13 protein-coding genes are annotated in these 16,374 nt (G+C 71.1%); 6 read left to right on the forward strand and 7 right to left on the reverse strand.

Annotated features, from left to right (window positions below; translation table 11 throughout):
• The first annotated feature begins 12 nt into the window (after positions 1-12).
• A complete protein-coding gene (locus ACFPQ9_RS27350; protein WP_380858569.1) occupies positions 13-1,185 on the forward strand; it encodes a winged helix-turn-helix domain-containing protein in 1,173 nt (390 codons plus the stop codon).
• 15 nt (positions 1,186-1,200) lie between these two features.
• On the opposite strand, the gene ACFPQ9_RS27355 is transcribed toward ACFPQ9_RS27350, so the two are convergent.
• The 7 genes from ACFPQ9_RS27355 to mtnA all read right to left on the reverse strand — a co-directional run bounded on the left by ACFPQ9_RS27355 (position 1,201) and on the right by mtnA (position 10,505).
• On the reverse strand, positions 1,201-1,947 hold the full coding sequence (locus ACFPQ9_RS27355) for a response regulator (RefSeq protein ID WP_380858572.1): 747 nt from the start codon (positions 1,945-1,947) through the stop codon (positions 1,201-1,203).
• Between the two features lie 201 nt (positions 1,948-2,148).
• Positions 2,149-2,841 carry a ribosome hibernation-promoting factor, HPF/YfiA family gene (hpf, locus tag ACFPQ9_RS27360; protein ID WP_371127647.1) on the reverse strand — a complete coding sequence of 231 codons (693 nt, stop codon included), beginning with the start codon at positions 2,839-2,841 and terminating at the stop codon, positions 2,149-2,151.
• A gap of 314 nt (positions 2,842-3,155) precedes the next feature.
• Positions 3,156-4,265, reverse strand: a complete 1,110-nt coding sequence (locus ACFPQ9_RS27365) for a ComF family protein (protein ID WP_380858575.1) — start codon at positions 4,263-4,265, stop codon at positions 3,156-3,158.
• Between the two features lie 331 nt (positions 4,266-4,596).
• A complete protein-coding gene (locus ACFPQ9_RS27370; RefSeq protein ID WP_380858714.1) occupies positions 4,597-6,438 on the reverse strand; it encodes an LpqB family beta-propeller domain-containing protein in 1,842 nt (613 codons plus the stop codon).
• Positions 6,428-8,503 (reverse strand): MtrAB system histidine kinase MtrB, encoded by a 2,076-nt coding sequence (mtrB, locus tag ACFPQ9_RS27375; RefSeq protein WP_380858579.1) that lies wholly within the window; start codon positions 8,501-8,503, stop codon positions 6,428-6,430. Before mtrB ends, ACFPQ9_RS27370 begins: the two co-directional genes overlap by 11 nt.
• 1 nt (position 8,504) lies before the next feature.
• Positions 8,505-9,194, reverse strand: coding sequence for a two-component system response regulator MtrA (gene mtrA / locus ACFPQ9_RS27380; protein WP_380858582.1), 690 nt, complete (start codon positions 9,192-9,194; stop codon positions 8,505-8,507).
• A 156-nt stretch (positions 9,195-9,350) separates the two neighbouring features.
• Positions 9,351-10,505: an S-methyl-5-thioribose-1-phosphate isomerase gene (mtnA, locus tag ACFPQ9_RS27385; protein WP_380858585.1), complete on the reverse strand. Its 1,155-nt coding sequence runs from the start codon at positions 10,503-10,505 to the stop codon at positions 9,351-9,353.
• Between the two features lie 140 nt (positions 10,506-10,645).
• On the opposite strand from mtnA, the gene ACFPQ9_RS27390 reads away from it, so the two are divergent.
• Genes ACFPQ9_RS27390 through ACFPQ9_RS27410 form a run of 5 tightly spaced genes read left to right on the forward strand, consistent with a single transcriptional unit; the run spans position 10,646 to position 16,220 of the window.
• Entirely contained in the window at positions 10,646-11,968 is a 1,323-nt protein-coding gene (locus ACFPQ9_RS27390) for a DUF7847 domain-containing protein (protein ID WP_380858588.1), read from the forward strand.
• Between the two features lie 58 nt (positions 11,969-12,026).
• Positions 12,027-12,722 (forward strand): DUF4129 domain-containing protein, encoded by a 696-nt coding sequence (locus ACFPQ9_RS27395; RefSeq protein WP_380858591.1) that lies wholly within the window; start codon positions 12,027-12,029, stop codon positions 12,720-12,722.
• Positions 12,719-13,921, forward strand: a complete 1,203-nt coding sequence (locus tag ACFPQ9_RS27400; protein WP_380858594.1) for a DUF4350 domain-containing protein — start codon at positions 12,719-12,721, stop codon at positions 13,919-13,921. The genes ACFPQ9_RS27395 and ACFPQ9_RS27400 overlap by 4 nt, the downstream gene beginning before the upstream one ends.
• Positions 13,921-14,910 carry an AAA family ATPase gene (locus ACFPQ9_RS27405; protein ID WP_380858597.1) on the forward strand — a complete coding sequence of 330 codons (990 nt, stop codon included), beginning with the start codon at positions 13,921-13,923 and terminating at the stop codon, positions 14,908-14,910. The genes ACFPQ9_RS27400 and ACFPQ9_RS27405 overlap by 1 nt, the downstream gene beginning before the upstream one ends.
• Positions 14,910-16,220 (forward strand): DUF58 domain-containing protein, encoded by a 1,311-nt coding sequence (locus ACFPQ9_RS27410; protein WP_380858600.1) that lies wholly within the window; start codon positions 14,910-14,912, stop codon positions 16,218-16,220. Before ACFPQ9_RS27405 ends, ACFPQ9_RS27410 begins: the two co-directional genes overlap by 1 nt.
• Positions 16,221-16,374: the final 154 nt, after the last annotated feature.

The following is a 16,374-nucleotide window of genomic DNA, read 5'->3' on the forward strand; positions in this document are numbered from 1 at the left end:
AGGGTGCCTGGCATGACCACCCTGCGCCCCACCATCGCCCTCTCGGCCGACGAGGCCCGCCGCATCGCCCTGCGCGCGCAGGGCTTCCTCGGCGCCCCCGACCGCAGGTCCGGCGTCCGCGGCATCCTCCGTCACCTCGGCGCGGTGCAACTCGACACCATCTCCGTCCTGGCCCGCTCCCACGAGCTCATCCCGTACGCCCGCCTGGGCGCCGTGGGGCGCAAGACGGTCGAGAAGGCCTACTGGACCGAGACGCACGCCTTCGAGTACTGGTCCCACGCGGCCTGCATCCTCCCCGTCGAGGAGTGGCCCCACTTCGCGTTCCGCCGCCGCGCCTACCGCAACCGGCCGCACTGGAACCACGACCTCCCCGACGGCACCTACGACCAGGTGATCAAGCAGCTCCGTGCCGAGGGCCCCCTCACGGCCACCGAGCTGGGCGGCGCGAAGCGCACCAGCGAGTGGTGGGACTGGTCGGGCACGAAGGTCGCCGTCGAGCGTGCCCTGATGTACGGCGAGGTGGTCTGTGTCGAGCGCCGCGGCTGGAAGCGTGTCTACGATCTCGCCGAGCGCGCCGTCCCACAGGCGCTGCTGCACGACGACCTGGACGACACCGAGTGCCTGCGCCGTCTGGTCCGCCTGGCCGGCCAGTCCCTGGGCGTCGGCACACGCGCGGACATCGCCGACTACCACCGCCTCAAGGGCGAGCAGGTCGACGCGGTGATCGCCGACTCCGGTCTGGTGCCGGTCACGGTCGAGGGCTGGGGCAAGCCGGCCTGGGCCGACCCGGCGGCCCTTGAGACACCTCCGCGCGGCCGCCACCGTACAACGCTGCTGTCCCCGTTCGACTCGCTGATCTGGGAACGGGCGCGCACGGAGCGGATCTTCGGCTTCACACACCGCCTGGAGGCGTACGTACCGAAGCAGAAGCGCGTCTACGGCTACTTCGCGATGCCGGTCCTGTCCGGCGGCCGACTCGTCGGCCGCGTGGACCCGGCCCGTGAGGGCCGCACCCTGGTCGCCAAGCAGGCCACTCTGGACGGCCCGAAGGCGGTCCCGGCGGTGGCGCAGGCGCTGGCCGAGGCGGCGAGCTGGGTGGACTGCACGGACGTAAGGGTGGAACGGGTCAACGCCCCGGAGCTGCGCGAGCCGCTCGCCAGAGAACTCGCCCGCCTCACGGGGTGACCCTCGTAGTCCCGCTCAGCGGATCTCGAGGATCTTCTCCCGCATCGCGTACACCACGGCCTCCATCCTGGAGTGCAGCTGAAGCTTCTCCAGGATGTTGCGCACGTGGTTCTTCACGGTGTTCTCGGAGATGAACAACTCCTTGGCGATGTCACGGTTGTTCATCCCCGTCGCGACGAGCTTGAGGACCTCCAGCTCGCGGTCGGTCAGCCGCGGCGCGGGCACGAGCCGGCGCTCGTCCGTCCGCTGGATCATCGACTTGAACTCGGTGAGCAGCTTCGACGCCATCGACGGGCTGATCTGCGACTGCCCGTCGGCCACCGCGCGGATGGCCGTGGCCACCTCGTCCGTGGAGATCTCCTTGAGGAGATAGCCCGTCGCGCCCGCCTTGATCGCGTCGTAGAGGTCGGCCTCCTCGTCGCTGATCGTCAGCATGATGATCTTCGCGCTGGGGGCCACCTCCTTGATGGAGGTGCAGGCCTCGATCCCGCCCCGCTTGGGCATCCGCACGTCCATCAGGACGATGTCCGGCAGCAGGTCGGCGGCCTTGTCGACGGCCTCGGCGCCGTCTCCCGCCTCCCCGACCACCTGGATGTCCTCCTCGGCCGCGAGCACGATCTCCAGTCCACGGCGGAACAGAGCGTGGTCGTCCACGACCAGGACTCTGATCGGTTCCTTGCGTGGAGAGCCCGCGTCAGGGCCCATGCCGACGATGTCACCGTCGGCATCCTCGTCCCGCATCGGTCCGAAGCTGTCCGCCATCGTTCCTCCCCCTGAAGGCTGCGGCTGGTCATATGCCACCGCCAACCCAAGGCAGCGGCCCACCGGTTGGGCCGGTACGGCCATGATTTCATGCCCGACCGACACTCCGGTGACGAGCGGGGCGCGAAGTGGTCGCACACCGGTGCCCCTGGGGGCGCACATGCGCTCCAGGGGCACCGGCTCAGCTGTCAGCCGGGTGGGTCAGCCGCCCAGCGTGCCACCAGCCGCGGGAGATTGCGCCTGGGTGACCATCGGATCCGTGTTGAGGTGGATGACCCCGTAGTCATAGGCGTGCCGCCGGTAGACGACACTCGGTTCCTTCGTCTCGGAGTCGACGAAGAGGTAGAAGTCGTGCCCGACCAGCTCCATCTCGTAGAGAGCCTGGTCGAGGGTCATCGGGGAGGCGACGTGCGTCTTCTCGCGTACGACGAGGGGCCCTTCGCCCTTCACCTCGAGCGAGCCGATCTTCTTGGTGGGAACTCCGTCCGGCTCTTCTTCCTGGAAGGTGTGGCCGTTGCCGTTGAGCGTCGCCGCGCCCGGAACGTGGTCGGGAACCTCGGCCGCCGTGAGCCGGCGTGACCCTCGGCGCGAGAAACGCTTGTCGTGCTGCTTGCGCAGCCGCGCATCCAACTTCTCCGCAGCCAGATCGAGTGCCGCGTACGGGTCGCTGGCCGCTGCCTCCGCCCGGATCACCGGACCGCGGGAGCGGAGCGTGATCTCCACTCGGTCGCTGCGGTCGGCCTGTCGCGGGTTGGGCTCCTTGGACACCTCGACGTCGAGGCTGATCACCTTGGCATCGAGCCTCTGGATCTTCTCCAGCTTCAGCTTCTCGGCCACGTGCTTGCGGAACCGCTCGGGCACCTCGGTCTTGCGGCCTTTGACGACGATGTCCACGCAGAACTCCGTTCCCGGATCGCCCCGCTCCATCGGCGGAGCATCTCCCTTTTGCACCAGGCTCCGGGGACCCCGGAGCCTCGGACTCGGTGACTTCCACCTCCTCCTCCCCCATGGGCAAGATCTCCACCCCATGGCCGCGGCCGATTGCGCAAAACCCGCGGCACGGCATTCGGATATGACGGGGATGGCCTGCGCCTTTCCCTCACAACCGAACATATCTCGCCCGGACGGATGTCGTCACCCTCTACTGCGGCGTACCTCCGTTCAGGTGAATTGACCCTCTCGTTACCTGCAACGATGCAAGTTCTCAGTCAGTTCCGGTTTATTTCGAAAGAATCCGGAGGTGCAGCGACCACGGCAGCGCAGATCAGGTCATCAGGCCGTCCGGTCCCCATGATTCCCGGCACGTCACGCGTCCGCCGCACAGCGCCCTCCGTCGATCCGGCCTTCCGTTCTCCTGTGCTTTCCCGACTTCCCGCTCGATACACGGCGGTTGCCCCGTCACCACACCTTGCGGGCTCCGCGGTCCCCCATCCATACGTGTCCACCTCCCTCACCGTTGCGCACGACTCCAGATCCACGCCGGACGGCTCCATCCGCCCCGGCCCACGCGAGCCGGCCCCCGCTGCCATCGCCGCCCGCAAGGCCCGCGCCGCCTCCGCCAGGGACGCACCCGTCGTCATCAGGTCGTCGACGAGCACGACCGGACCACCACCCGTGAGCAGCCGGCCTCCCCCGGGAGCGACCGTCAGCGCGCCCCCGAGATTGTCCAGCCGCTGCCGGGAGTTGAGCCCCGACTGATCGGCCACCGCCCGCCCCTGCCGCAGCACGGCGAGCACCCGGGTCGGCGTCCCGGCCCGCCGCAGCTCACCGGCCGCCGCGAGCGCGATCCGCCGCGCCGGATCATGCCCGCGCGCCCGCACGGCACCCCGTGCCGACGGAACAGGCACGAGCAGCACAGTCACACCAGCGCCCTCGGGCAACCGCCCCGCCCCCTGGGCCCGCGCCAGAGAGCCCAGGGAATCCCGGGAGCCCAGGGAGCCCAGAGAGCCCAGAGAGCCCAGAGAGCCCAGAGAGCCCAGAGACGGTACAGCCCGCTCGGAGACACCGGCACCGGCCGCACAGACCTCCTGGAGACCCGTCCGCACAGCTCCGGCCAGAGCCGTCCCGAGCGGCGCCGCCAGTGCAAGAGCGCCGCGTTCCTTGTGGGCCAGCAGCACGGCCCTCGCCTCGTCCTCGTACCTGGCCGCCGCGTGCACGACCGGCAGCCCGGACGGCTCCGGCGCCGGTCGCACCCGGCTCGGTGCGGTCCCGCTCAGGACGTCACGGCACTCCGGGCAGAGCACCGTGCGAGGCCTCCCACAGCCTCCGCACTCGGCCGGCAGCACCAGATCGGTGAGGTCCTGCCACCACCCCCGCATGCCCACCACTGTGCCAACGCCCGCGCCGACCGACCACCCCTGTGGATAACTCCCTGTGGAAAACTCCCGGCCCATACGCGGAAGCCCATTCCCGTGCCGGACCGGAGCCGCGCGAGATTCCCAGGCCGCCGAATGCCGCGGACTGGCACCGAATGCCACCGAATACCGCCCGACAAGGAAAACGGCCGCTTTCGGCCGGAGTCCCACTCCGGCCGAAAGCGGCCGCCACACTCACCGCCGCGGCTCCGCCACACTCACCGCCGCGACTCCTAACGGCGCCGCACGCACCGCCCCCGCGGTCGCACCCCGACGGCCGGCCCCGCGCGAAACGTCACCCCGGATAGACCGGAGCCGTCCCGTCCGTCACGACCTTCTTCCACTGCGCCCCGGACGGCAGCCGTACGATCCCGTCCTCCGAGTAGCCCACCAGCGGCAGCCGCGCATCCTCGGACGCGGTGATCTCCTTCACCCCGCTGAGCGCCGCGGGCGCTGGCCCTTCCGGAGTGGAGCCGTCGACCTGCACGTACCGCATGGTCTGCACACCGCCCTTCTCCCGCCCGACCACGACGAGCCGGCTGTCACCGGCCCACGACATGGCCGAGACCTCCTCCAAAGCGGGCGTGGCGGACCGCAGTTCGCTCACCGAGACGGCCGACCGGTCACCCGCCTTGCCGTCCTCGCTCCGTTCGATCCGCCCGATCAGCAGCGAGGACTTCTCCCCCTGCTTCACCACGAGCGCGATCCGGACTCCGTCGGCGGCCACTCGTACGGACTCGATGCGCCCCTCCAGCCCCGCCGGCAGGTTCACGGCCACCGGGTCGCCCACGCCCTCCTGCAGCAGGAGCAGCCGGGAGTTGCCGGGATCGCGGTCGGCGATCCACAGATCGCCCTGGGCGTCCCAGCTGGGCGCCGAGAGCCGTTCCTCCGCCGTCTTGCCGGCACTGGTCAGCTCGGGATCACCGAGGGGGCCGCCCGACACCAGCGCTCCGACGTAGAGGTTCTTGCCGTCGAGACCCACACCGGCCGCCATGTCCTCATCACGCGACACCCCAACCGACTTCAGCTGTGTGTCGCCCTCACCCAGCGCTCCCGGCACGGGGTCGGGCTGCGTGTCGCTGGTGGCCGCGGCCAGCCGTACCAGCCGGTGCTTGTCGTCGAGGAAGTACAGATAGTCGGCGCGCTCCACGGAGCCGCGCACGGCGACGGCCTCCGCGTCCTCCGCGGCCAGCGCACACAGCTGCCGGCCGCCCGCCCGCAGCACGACCTCGTCCACGGTGGGAGTGAGGTTCTGAAGGGTGAACAGCAGCTGGGCCGCCATCTCGTTGCACTTGGTCGGCCCGACGCGTGCGGCCTTGTCGTTCAGCGGTACGGTCAGCCGGTTCTGGTCGTCCGTCGTCAACGTGTTGACGTCGTCCTTCAACGCCGTACCGGTGGGGAAACTCGACCTGACCACCGGATTGAGCCAGCTGGTGGGCCCCTTCAGCAGAGAGCGCACGGTCTGCGTCACGGGGTCGACGTTCCGCCGCACGAAGACCGGGTCGGCGACGGCCGCCGTGTGCGGGGAGGTCCCGAGCGTGGTGTTCGTGGCGAAGTAGTACTTGTCCACGGACATGTAGTTGCGCTGGAAGTCCGACTTGCCCATGACGACACCGCGGGGCGGCACGTCGATGCGCCACTGCTTGGTCTTCTTGTCCCGCGTGAGGTGCATCGCCTCGCTGTAGTCCCCGCCGGCGGGCGCGTACGACTGCTGCGCGTCGACCGTGGCGACCTTGGCGCCGGTCAGCCGGTACGAGAGGTTGTCGGTCTCTTCCCGGCCTCCCACCCGATCCACGTCGGCGGCCGGTCCGTCGGCGAGCACCATCGTGGACAGCAGGGGCCGCCAGTTGTCCGACGCCTCCTTCGTCAAGTACTTGCGCGCGATCTCGTAGTCCGGATCGTCGCTGGTCAGCGCCTCCAGGAAACCCGACACGATCTCCGACGACGAGGCGTCCTCGTGCGGCGGCATCGCGAAGACCCGCACCTGCGCCTCCTGCCGGGGCGTGGACTCCACGCCCCGCAGATCGCCGCTGTCGGGCATCGAGGCGCACCCCGCCAGCAGTACGGCGCCACAGGCGACGTACGCCGCCGCGCGCCCCGGCCCGCGCCGGGCGCCCCCCTCGCGGTCAGCGCCCACGAGATGCCTCCCCATGCTTGCTCGACTCCTCGGTGTGCCCGGTCTTGTCGCTCGACGGCTCTTGCGTCTCGGGCTCGTCGTCCCGGCGCCGCGCGCCCGGCGCCGGACGGGGGACCACTCGTGCGCCGTTGCCGGGCAGTGCCGTCGGATCGGCCTTGGGGACCGAGGAGGCGCCCAGGCGCGGTGCTATCGGGTCCCTCGACGGCGCAGCGGCCGCCTGGTCGCCATTGTGCTGAGCCGGCACCGTGGCGGCCTTCTCGCCGCCGCGCGGCAGGCCGGCGTCATTAAGTCCTCGGTTGCGCCGCGAGTCCTTGGGTTCCAGGGGTATCGGCGAGCCCCGCAGCGGCTCGTCCGCGGTTCGCGGCAGCGTCAGCCGGAACTGCGAACCGCCACCCGGCTCGCCCCACGCCTGGAGCCAGCCGCCGTGCAGCCGCGCGTCCTCCAGCGCGATGGACAGCCCCAGACCCGTGCCGCCCGTGGTACGCGCGCGTGCCGGGTCGGCCCGCCAGAATCGGCTGAAGACGCGCGTCGCCTCGCCGGGCTTGAGTCCGACGCCGTAGTCACGCACCGCGACCGCGACCGCCCCGCCCGCCGAGGCGAGCTTGACCACGACGTCCCTGCCCTCGCCGTGCTCGACGGCGTTGACGACGAGGTTGCGCAGCACGCGCTCGACCCGCCGGGCGTCTGCCTCGGCGACGATGGGCTGCTGGTCACCGACGACGCGTATCTGCGTGCCCTTGCGCTCGGCGAGCGGCTCGGCCCCGCTGACGACGCGCCGCACGACCTCCCTGAGGTCGATCGGCTCCGCCTCCAGCGCCGCCGCGCCCGCGTCGAAGCGGCTGATCTCCAGCAGATCGGCGAGCAGCGACTCGAACCGGTCCAACTGGTCGGCCAGCAGCTCCGCCGACCGCGCGGTCACCGGGTCGAAGTCCTCGCGCGCCTCGTGGATGACGTCGGCGGCCATGCGCACGGTCGTCAGCGGCGTCCGCAGCTCGTGCGACACGTCGGACACGAACCGCCGCTGCATCCGCGACAGGTCCTCCAGCTGCTGGATCTTCAGCTGAAGGTTCTGCGCCATCTTGTTGAAGGCCTCGCCGAGCCGCGCGATGTCGTCCTCGCCGGTGACCTTCATCCGTTCCTGAAGCCGCCCGGCCGACAGGCGCTCGGCGATCCCGGCCGCCATCCGCACCGGCGTGACGACCTGGCGCACCACGAGCCAGGCGATGGCCCCGAGGAGTACGACGACGAAGAGCCCGGCGGTGGCCAGCGTCCCCTTGACAAGGCTCAGCGACTTCTCCTCCTGCGTGAGCGGGAAGAGGTAGTACAGCTGGTACGGGTCGCCGTTGGGGTCGTTGACCTGCTTGCCGATGACCAGAGCCGGCTGGGACTCCTTGTCGGCGGTGGGGTTGTAGACGATGCGGGTGTAGCTCTGGAACGCCCCCGTACTGCTGTCGATCCGCTCGCGCAGATCCTCGGGCACGCTGCCCGTCGGGTTGACGTCTCCGGAGGCTCGCGGCCCGCGTCCACCGGTGTCGCCGCCCGCGGGGGCCGGCAGGGTCACCACGTCGAAGGCGCCCTGACCGCCGCTGGAGAGTGAGGAGACGAGGTCGCTCATCCACTGGATGACGTTCTGCTCGGAGCGCTCACCCGTCGCCGAGCCGTCGTCGGCGGTCCCCGCCGCGGCCTCGTCAGAGCTCTTCTTGGCCGCCGCGAACCCGCCCGTGGCCTGGCTCTGGGAGGCCTTCACCTTGGCGTCCAGCAGGCCGTTGCGCACCTGCCCGATGACGACGAAGCCCAGCAGCAGGACGACGCCGAGCGACATCAGCAGCGTGGTGACGACGACCTTGAGCTGGATGTTGCGCCGCCACAGCCGCATGACGGGCAGCAGCGGGCGGCGCATCCAGCGCAGCACGAGCCGAAGGACCGGGCTGCCCTGGACTCCGCCCTGAAGCAGCCCGCCCTCGAGAAACCGTCCCCAGCGGGAGCCCGCCGACTTCCGGCCGACAGGCCGCTCCGGACGGGACCCGGCCGAACCGGGGGCCGCAGCGGCACTGTCCCGGGACATGTCAGCTCGGCCCTGCCTTGTAGCCGACACCACGGACGGTCACGACGATCTCCGGCCGCTCCGGGTCCTTCTCGACCTTGGAGCGCAGCCGCTGTACATGCACGTTGACCAGCCGGGTGTCGGCGGCGTGCCGGTAGCCCCACACCTGCTCGAGGAGCACCTCCCGCGTGAACACCTGCCACGGCTTGCGCGCCAGCGCGACCAGCAGGTCGAACTCCAGCGGCGTCAGCGCGATCGACTGCCCGCCCCGCTTCACGGAGTGCCCGGCCACGTCGATGACCAGGTCACCGATGGCGAGCTGCTCCGGCGCGGGCTCCTCCGACCTCCGCAGCCGCGCCCGGATGCGGGCGACGAGCTCCTTCGGCTTGAACGGCTTCACGATGTAGTCGTCGGCGCCGGACTCCAGGCCCACGACGACATCGACGGTGTCGCTCTTCGCCGTGAGCATCACGATCGGCACTCCGGACTCCGCCCTGATCAGACGGCACACCTCGATGCCGTCCCGGCCGGGCAGCATCAGGTCCAGCAGCACCAGATCAGGCTTGGTCTCGCGGAATGCGGCCAGCGCCTTGTCGCCGTCGGCTACGAAAGACGGCTCAAAACCTTCACCACGCAGCACAATGCCGAGCATCTCGGCCAGTGCGGTGTCGTCGTCGACGACAAGGACTCGTCCCTTCATAAACGACATCATCCCATTCTCATAACAGTGGCGAAGGCAGTGGTGAGATAGGTCACCGGCCAGTGACCTTAGTCGTAGGCGGTCGCAACTGTCTGCCCTTGCTTTCACTACAGGGCGTGACCTTTGGGCGAGTCTGCCCCACTCTGTCCGCCCGACTGGTTCCAGCCTCTACTTCACAACGTCCGCGTCACCTGCCGCGACCCGGCACAGCTCGGCCAGCCCCTCGGCCGTCACCGGCGAGACGACCCCTTCCTCCGTGACGATCGCCGTCACCAGCTCCGGCGGCGTCACATCGAACGCCGGGTTGTACGCCTGCGTCCCCAGCGGCGCCACCGGAATCCCGCCTCCCGGCTCCCCGCCCGCCACGGGCACCCGAGGCGCGGCGAACTCCGTCACCTCGAACCCGGGACGCTGCTCCACCTCGATGGACGCCCCCTCCGACGTGTCCGGATCCACCGTCGTCAGCGGCGCCACCACGATGAACGGCACATGGTGATACCGCGCGAGCACCGCAAGCGGATAACTCCCCACCTTGTTAGCCACCGATCCGTCGGCCGCGATCCGGTCCGCCCCGATCAGCACCGCGTCCACCTCACCGGCGGCGAAGAGCGAACCCGCCGCGTTGTCCGTGAGCAGCGTGTACGCCATCCCCCGGCGCGCCGCCTCGTACGCCGTCAGCCGCGCCCCTTGCAGCAACGGCCGCGTCTCGTCCACCCACAGCCGCCTCAGCTGCCCGGCCCGGTGAGCCGCGAGCGCCACCGCGAACGCCGTGCCCTCCCCGCCCGACACCAGCGCCCCGGTGTTGCAGTGGGTAAGGATGCGGTGCCCGCCACCGGGCAACAGCTCGTCCAGCAGCGCCAACCCGCGCTCGGCCATCCGTGCGCTGGCCTCGGCGTCCTCCTTGTGCAGCGCCCGCGCCGCACCGAGCGCGGCGGCAGCCGCCTGCTCCACGTCGCCACCGCCGGCGAGCGCGGCCCGGTACGCATCCTGGGCCCGCCGCACACCGAGGGCGAGGTTCACCGCCGTGGGCCGGGCACCCGCCAGCGACTCCGCGGCTGCGTCCACGTCGAAGCCGCGCGCGGCGGCGAGCGCGACGCCGTACGCCCCGGCGATCCCGAGCAGCGGCGCCCCCCGCACGGCGAGCGAACGGATCGCCTCCACCAGCGCGGGCGCATCCGTACAGACGAGCTCGACCTCCTCGGCCGGCAGCCTCGTCTGGTCGAGAAGGACCAGTACGGGGCCTTCAGGTGGTTCGTCCCATCGGATCGCCGGAATCTCGATCGGCCTGCTGTCCTCGCCGGATTGCGCGTGCTGATCAGCCATACGGTCAGTCTGCCCCTTGCACGGCGGACAATTGAAGGTGCGCAGCCCATACCGCGGCCGGTACCCATCCGACCACCCCATGGCACGATGGCTGCCAACCTGCCGCCGCAACCGCGGACGGGCACCGTGAAGGAGCGACGATGAAAGACACTCCGGGTTGGGCCTCGCCCGGATCCGCCCCGTCCGACGGACAGGAACCCGGCGCGTCCGGTCCTGCCGAGCCCGCCGACCGTCCCGACCCCACGCAGCAGCCGGGAGCGGACCCACAGGGCTCCGGCCCGAAGTGGTCCAAGGAGCAGCCCCCACCCGGCGAGTGGTCCGCCCCGACCGGGGCACCGGCGCCCGGCCAGACCCCACCGCCCCCACCGCCCGGCCCGGGCTGGGGCGCCCCGCCGGCCGGACCCGGCGGCCCCGGAGGCGGCCACCCGGGTTACGGCCCCGGCGGATACGGCGCTTGGGGAGGCGGCTGGGGCGGACCGCCGCCCGCGGCCAAGCCCGGCGTGATTCCGTTGCGCCCGCTCGGCGTCGGCGAGATCCTCGACGGCGCGGTCTCCACCATGCGCACGTACTGGCGCACAGTCCTCGGCATCTCCCTGACCGTCGCCATCGTGACGGAGATCCTCGTCATCCTCCTTCAGGGCTTCGTCCTGAACGACCGCACCAGCACCGAAGCCCTCAACGACCCGAGCGCCAGCCTCGACGAGCTGACCCGCGCCATGGGCGACGCCATGCTCAGCTCCAGCGTGATCTTCCTGATCTCGATGATCGGCGCGATCGTGGCGACGGCCCTTCTGACGACGGTCACCAGCCGCGCGGTACTGGGCAAGTCGGTGACCACCCGCGAGGCCTGGCGCGACGCCCGCCCGCAGGTGCCGCGCCTCTTCGGCCTGCTCTTCCTGCTGCTGCTCATGACCTTCGGCGTGGTCTTCGCCGGCGCCCTGCCCGGCATCCTCGTGGCCGCCACCGGCTCCTCCGGCGCAGGCGTGGCGCTGACCGTCCTCGGCGTCATCGGCGGTTTCGTCGTCGCGCTGTGGCTGTGGTTCCGCTTCTCGCTCGCCTCCCCCGCACTGATGCTGGAGAAGCAAGGCATCGTCAAGGCCCTGAGCCGCTCCGCCAAGCTGGTCCGTGGCTCCTGGTGGCGAGTCTTCGGCATCCAGCTGCTGGCCACGATCATCGCGAACATCGTCGCGGCGATCGTCGTCATCCCCTTCGCCTTCCTCGCCGCCGCACTCAGCGGTGACGCCGGCGCCAACATCCTGGACGGCACCACCGACCTCGGCTGGACGTTCCTCATCGTCAGCGGCATCGGCTCGGTGATCGGCTCCATGATCACCTTCCCGATCACGGCCGGCGTCACCGTCCTGCTCTACATCGACCAGCGCATCCGCCGCGAGGCCCTCGACCTCGAACTGGCCCGCGCGGCCGGCGTCCAGAACTACGGCACCACCACTCCGGGGAGCTGAACGGGTGGGCTTCGCGGGGGGAGTTCTCACAACGGCGTCTGCACTGCCGGACACAGCCATGGCCACCATGTCGCTGCTCGCGCGCTCCGACGACGAACCGCCTCTTACGACCCCGCGCGACCCCGCACGGGAGGCGGCCCGGCGCGAGCTGTCCAAGGGCATGTACCACGAGCACGAACCCAGCTGGTTCCAGCGCGCCCTGGACGCCTTCTGGGACTGGGTCGAGGACCTGTTCAGCAGCGCCTCGACCGTGACGCCCGGAGGGCCGCTCGGCCTGGTCGTCGTCATCCTGGTCATCGTGGCGGTGCTCGGCGCCCTGTGGTGGCGCCTGGGCACCCCAGGCCGCCAACCCACCTCCTCCGCCGCCCTGTTCGACGACCGCCCCCGCAGCGCCGCCGAACACCGCGCCGCCGCCGAGGCCCACGCCGCCCAGGGCCACTGGAACCAGGCTGTCCAGGAGCGCATGCGCGCCATCGTCCGCTCCCTGGAGGAACGCGCACTCCTCGACGTCCGCCCAGGTCGCACCGCGGACGAGGCGGCCGCCGAAGCCGGCCGCTCCCTGCCCGCCCACACGGACCGACTGCGCGCCGCCGCCCGGGACTTCGACGACGTGACATACGGCGGCCGGACCGCGACCCAGCAGGCGTACCAGCGCATCGCGGAACTCGACCGCGACCTGGAGCACACCAAGCCCCAACTCGCGAGCAGCGCCCCCAGCACGGCGCCCAGCGCCCGCCAGGGAGCCGCCGAATGACCACCGAGGCCACGCTCTCCTCCACCTCGGCCTCGCCCACCGCACGCCGGCTGTGGACCCGCGCGCGAGGCGTCGCGCTCGCCGTCGTCCTCCTGCTGACGGCTGCCGTCGTGATCGCCACGATCCGCTCCGACGCCCGGCACGGCGCCCTCGACCCGCGCTCCGCCGACCCCAAGGGCAGCCGGGCCGTCGCCGAACTCCTCGCCGACCGCGGCGTGGACACGCGCGTCGTCACCACCCTGGACGAGGCACGCGCCGCGTCCGCCGCCGACACCACTGTCCTGGTCGCCGCCCCCGACCTGTTGACACACGGTCAACAGTCCTGGCTGCACTCGGCCACGACAGGCACCGGCGGCCGCACCATCCTCATCGCCCCCGGCAGCTATTCCGTCGAACGCCTCGTCCCCGGGGTCACCGCGGACCCCGCCACCAGCCTCGACTCCGAGCTCGCCCCCGACTGCGCCCTGCCCGCCGCCCAGCGCGCCGGCACCGCCGACCTCGGCGGCATCCGCTACACCACGACCCACCTCAACGCCGACGAGTGCTACCCCAGCGAGCGCCTGGCCACGCTCCTGCGCGTCCCGGAGACCACCGGGGACGGCGACACCGTCGTCCTCGGCGCGCCCGACATCCTCTACAACGAACGCCTCGACGAGCAGGGCAACGCCTCCCTCGCCCTCCAACTCCTCGGCTCCCGCCCTCATTTGGTCTGGTACCTCCCCTCGCTGTCCGACACGTCGGCCGCCGACGAGGACGACGAACGCAGCTTCTTCGACCTGCTCCCCTCGGGCTGGCTCTGGGGCACACTCCAGCTCTTCATCGCCGCAGCCCTGGCCGCCCTCTGGCGGGCACGCCGACTGGGCCCCCTGGTGCCCGAAAAACTCCCCGTGGCGATCCGCGCCTCCGAAACCGTCGAAGGCCGCGCCCGCCTCTACCGCAAGGCGAACGCCCGCGACCGCGCGGCCGCCGCTCTTCGCTCCACCACCCGCACGCGCCTCGCCCCCCTTGTCGGTGTCCCCGTCTCCCAGGCGCACGCGCCCGAGGCCCTGCTCCCCGCGCTGTCCGCCCACCTCCACAACCACGGAGACGGACAGGCCCTGCCCTCCCTCCTCTTCGGCCCGCCGCCCGGCGACGACGCGGCACTCATCTCCCTCGCCGACCAACTCGACGCCCTCGAAAGAGAGGTACGCCGTCCATGATGGACCCGACCACTGACAACGCCGGGAACACCGGGGACCCGGGCACCGCCCGCGCCTCCCTGGAAGCCCTGCGCGCCGAGATCGCCAAAGCCGTGGTCGGCCAGGACCCCGCCGTGACCGGCCTCGTCGTCGCCCTCCTCTGCCGCGGACACGTCCTACTAGAAGGAGTCCCCGGGGTCGCCAAAACGTTGCTCGTCCGCGCCCTCGCATCCGCACTCGAACTCGACACCAAACGCGTCCAGTTCACCCCTGACCTCATGCCAAGCGATGTGACGGGCTCCCTCGTCTACGACACCCGCACCGCCGAGTTCTCCTTCCAGCCCGGCCCGGTCTTCACCAACCTCCTCCTCGCGGACGAGATCAACCGCACCCCTCCGAAGACCCAGTCCTCCCTCCTGGAAGCCATGGAGGAACGCCAGGTCACGGTCGACGGCACGCCTCGCCGGCTCCCGGACCCCTTCCTGGTCGCGGCCACCCAGAACCCGGTCGAGTACGAGGGCACCTACCCCCTCCCCGAGGCCCAGCTGGACCGTTTCCTCCTCAAGCTCACCATCCCGCTTCCCTCCCGCCAGGACGAGATCAACGTCCTCACCCGCCACGCCGAGGGCTTCAACCCACGCGACCTCCGCTCCGCCGGCGTACGCCCCGTAGCGGGCCCGGCCGACCTGGAAGCGGCACGCGCGGCAGTCGCCAAGACAACGATCTCCCCCGAGATCACGGCCTACGTCGTCGACATCTGCCGAGCCACCCGGGAATCACCGTCCCTGACCCTGGGCGTCTCGCCACGCGGCGCCACGGCCCTCCTCGCCACCGCCCGCGCCTGGGCCTGGCTGACCGGCCGCGACTACGTCATCCCCGACGACGTGAAGGCCCTGGCCCTGCCCACCCTCCGCCACCGCGTACAACTCCGCCCCGAGGCCGAGATGGAAGGCGTCACCGCCGACTCCGTGATCAACTCGATCCTCGCCCACGTCCCCGTCCCCCGCTGATGGCACTCACCGGACGCGCCGCGCTCCTGGCGGCCCTGGGCTCCCTCCCCGTAGGCATCTGGGACCCCAGCTGGACGGGCATCCTCGCGGTCAACGCCCCCTTGGCAGCGGCCTGCGCCTGCGACTTCGCACTCGCGGCACCCGTACGCCACCTGCGCCTGACCCGCTCCGGCGACACCTCCGCACGCCTGGGCGAAACGGCCGACGTCACTCTCACGATCACGAACCCGTCCCGCCGCCCCCTCCGCGCCCACCTCCGCGACGCCTGGCCCCCCAGCAGCTGGGAGCCCGGCGCCGAAGTCGCGGCCTCCCGCCACCGCGCGACCATCCCGGCCGGCGAACGCCGCCGCATCACCACACGCCTACGCCCCACCCGCAGAGGCGACCGCCAGGCCGACCGCGTGACCATCCGCTCCTACGGCCCCCTGGGGCTCTTCTCCCGCCAGGGCACCCACAAAGTCCCCTGGACGGTACGGGTCCTCCCCCCGTTCACCAGCCGCAAGCACCTGCCCTCCAAGCTGGCTCGCCTGCGCGAACTCGACGGCCGCACCAGCGTCCTCACCCGCGGCGAAGGCACAGAATTCGACAGCCTGCGCGAGTACGTCCCCGGCGACGACACCCGCTCCATCGACTGGCGCGCTACGGCCCGCCAGTCCACGGTCGCGGTACGCACCTGGCGCCCCGAACGCGACCGCCACATCCTCCTCGTCCTGGACACCGGCCGCACCTCAGCAGGCCGAGTCGGCGACGCCCCACGCCTCGACGCCTCCATGGACGCCGCCCTGCTCCTGGCCGCCCTCGCATCCCGAGCCGGCGACCGCGTAGACCTCCTCGCCTACGACCGCCGCGTACGCGCCCTGGTACAGGGCCGCACAGCAGGCGACGTCCTGCCATCCCTGGTCAACGCAATGGCAACGCTCGAACCGGAACTGATCGAAACGGACGCGAGAGGACTCACGGCCACAGCTCTCCGTACGGCACCGCGCCACTCCCTGATCGTGCTGCTCACCACGCTGGACGCAGCCCCGATCGAGGAGGGCCTGCTCCCCGTCCTCTCCCAGCTCACGCAACGCCACACAGTCCTCCTCGCATCAGTAGCGGACCCCCACATCGCCCGCATGGCAACGACCCGCGGAAACACGGAAGCCGTCTACGAGGCAGCCGCAGGCGCCCAAGCCCAGAACGAACGCCACCGCACAGCAGACCAGCTCCGCCGACATGGCGTCACGATCGTCGACGCAACGCCAGAAGATCTGGCGCCCTCCCTGGCAGACGCGTATCTGGCTCTGAAGACAGCGGGGCGCCTGTAATCGGGAGAAGGAATCACAGGCTCATCTACGAGAGGGCCTGTGCACAACCCGAAAACGCAGAAAGGCCCACGCCATACGGCGTGGGCCTTTCCCTAAAGTTTGTTCGGCGGCGTCCTACTCTCCCACAGGGTCCCCCCTGCAGTACCATCGGCGC

Origin of the sequence: Streptomyces coerulescens, assembly GCF_042657965.1 — a bacterium.
GTDB classification, from domain to species: domain Bacteria; phylum Actinomycetota; class Actinomycetes; order Streptomycetales; family Streptomycetaceae; genus Streptomyces; species Streptomyces coerulescens.

Excerpts from the sequence above, each read along its gene's own strand:
- mtrB (WP_380858579.1), bottom strand. The coding sequence starts at position 8,503 with ATGTCCCGGGACAGTGCCGCTGCGGCCCCCGGTTCGGCCGGGTCCCGT.
- ACFPQ9_RS27400 (WP_380858594.1), top strand. The coding sequence starts at position 12,719 with ATGACCACCGAGGCCACGCTCTCCTCCACCTCGGCCTCGCCCACCGCA.
- ACFPQ9_RS27355 (WP_380858572.1), bottom strand. The coding sequence starts at position 1,947 with ATGGCGGACAGCTTCGGACCGATGCGGGACGAGGATGCCGACGGTGAC.
- ACFPQ9_RS27365 (WP_380858575.1), bottom strand. The coding sequence starts at position 4,265 with ATGCGGGGGTGGTGGCAGGACCTCACCGATCTGGTGCTGCCGGCCGAG.
- ACFPQ9_RS27395 (WP_380858591.1), top strand. The coding sequence starts at position 12,027 with ATGGCCACCATGTCGCTGCTCGCGCGCTCCGACGACGAACCGCCTCTT.
- ACFPQ9_RS27410 (WP_380858600.1), top strand. The coding sequence starts at position 14,910 with ATGGCACTCACCGGACGCGCCGCGCTCCTGGCGGCCCTGGGCTCCCTC.
- ACFPQ9_RS27350 (WP_380858569.1), top strand. The coding sequence starts at position 13 with ATGACCACCCTGCGCCCCACCATCGCCCTCTCGGCCGACGAGGCCCGC.
- mtnA (WP_380858585.1), bottom strand. The coding sequence starts at position 10,505 with ATGGCTGATCAGCACGCGCAATCCGGCGAGGACAGCAGGCCGATCGAG.
- mtrA (WP_380858582.1), bottom strand. The coding sequence starts at position 9,194 with ATGATGTCGTTTATGAAGGGACGAGTCCTTGTCGTCGACGACGACACC.
- ACFPQ9_RS27390 (WP_380858588.1), top strand. The coding sequence starts at position 10,646 with ATGAAAGACACTCCGGGTTGGGCCTCGCCCGGATCCGCCCCGTCCGAC.
- ACFPQ9_RS27405 (WP_380858597.1), top strand. The coding sequence starts at position 13,921 with ATGGACCCGACCACTGACAACGCCGGGAACACCGGGGACCCGGGCACC.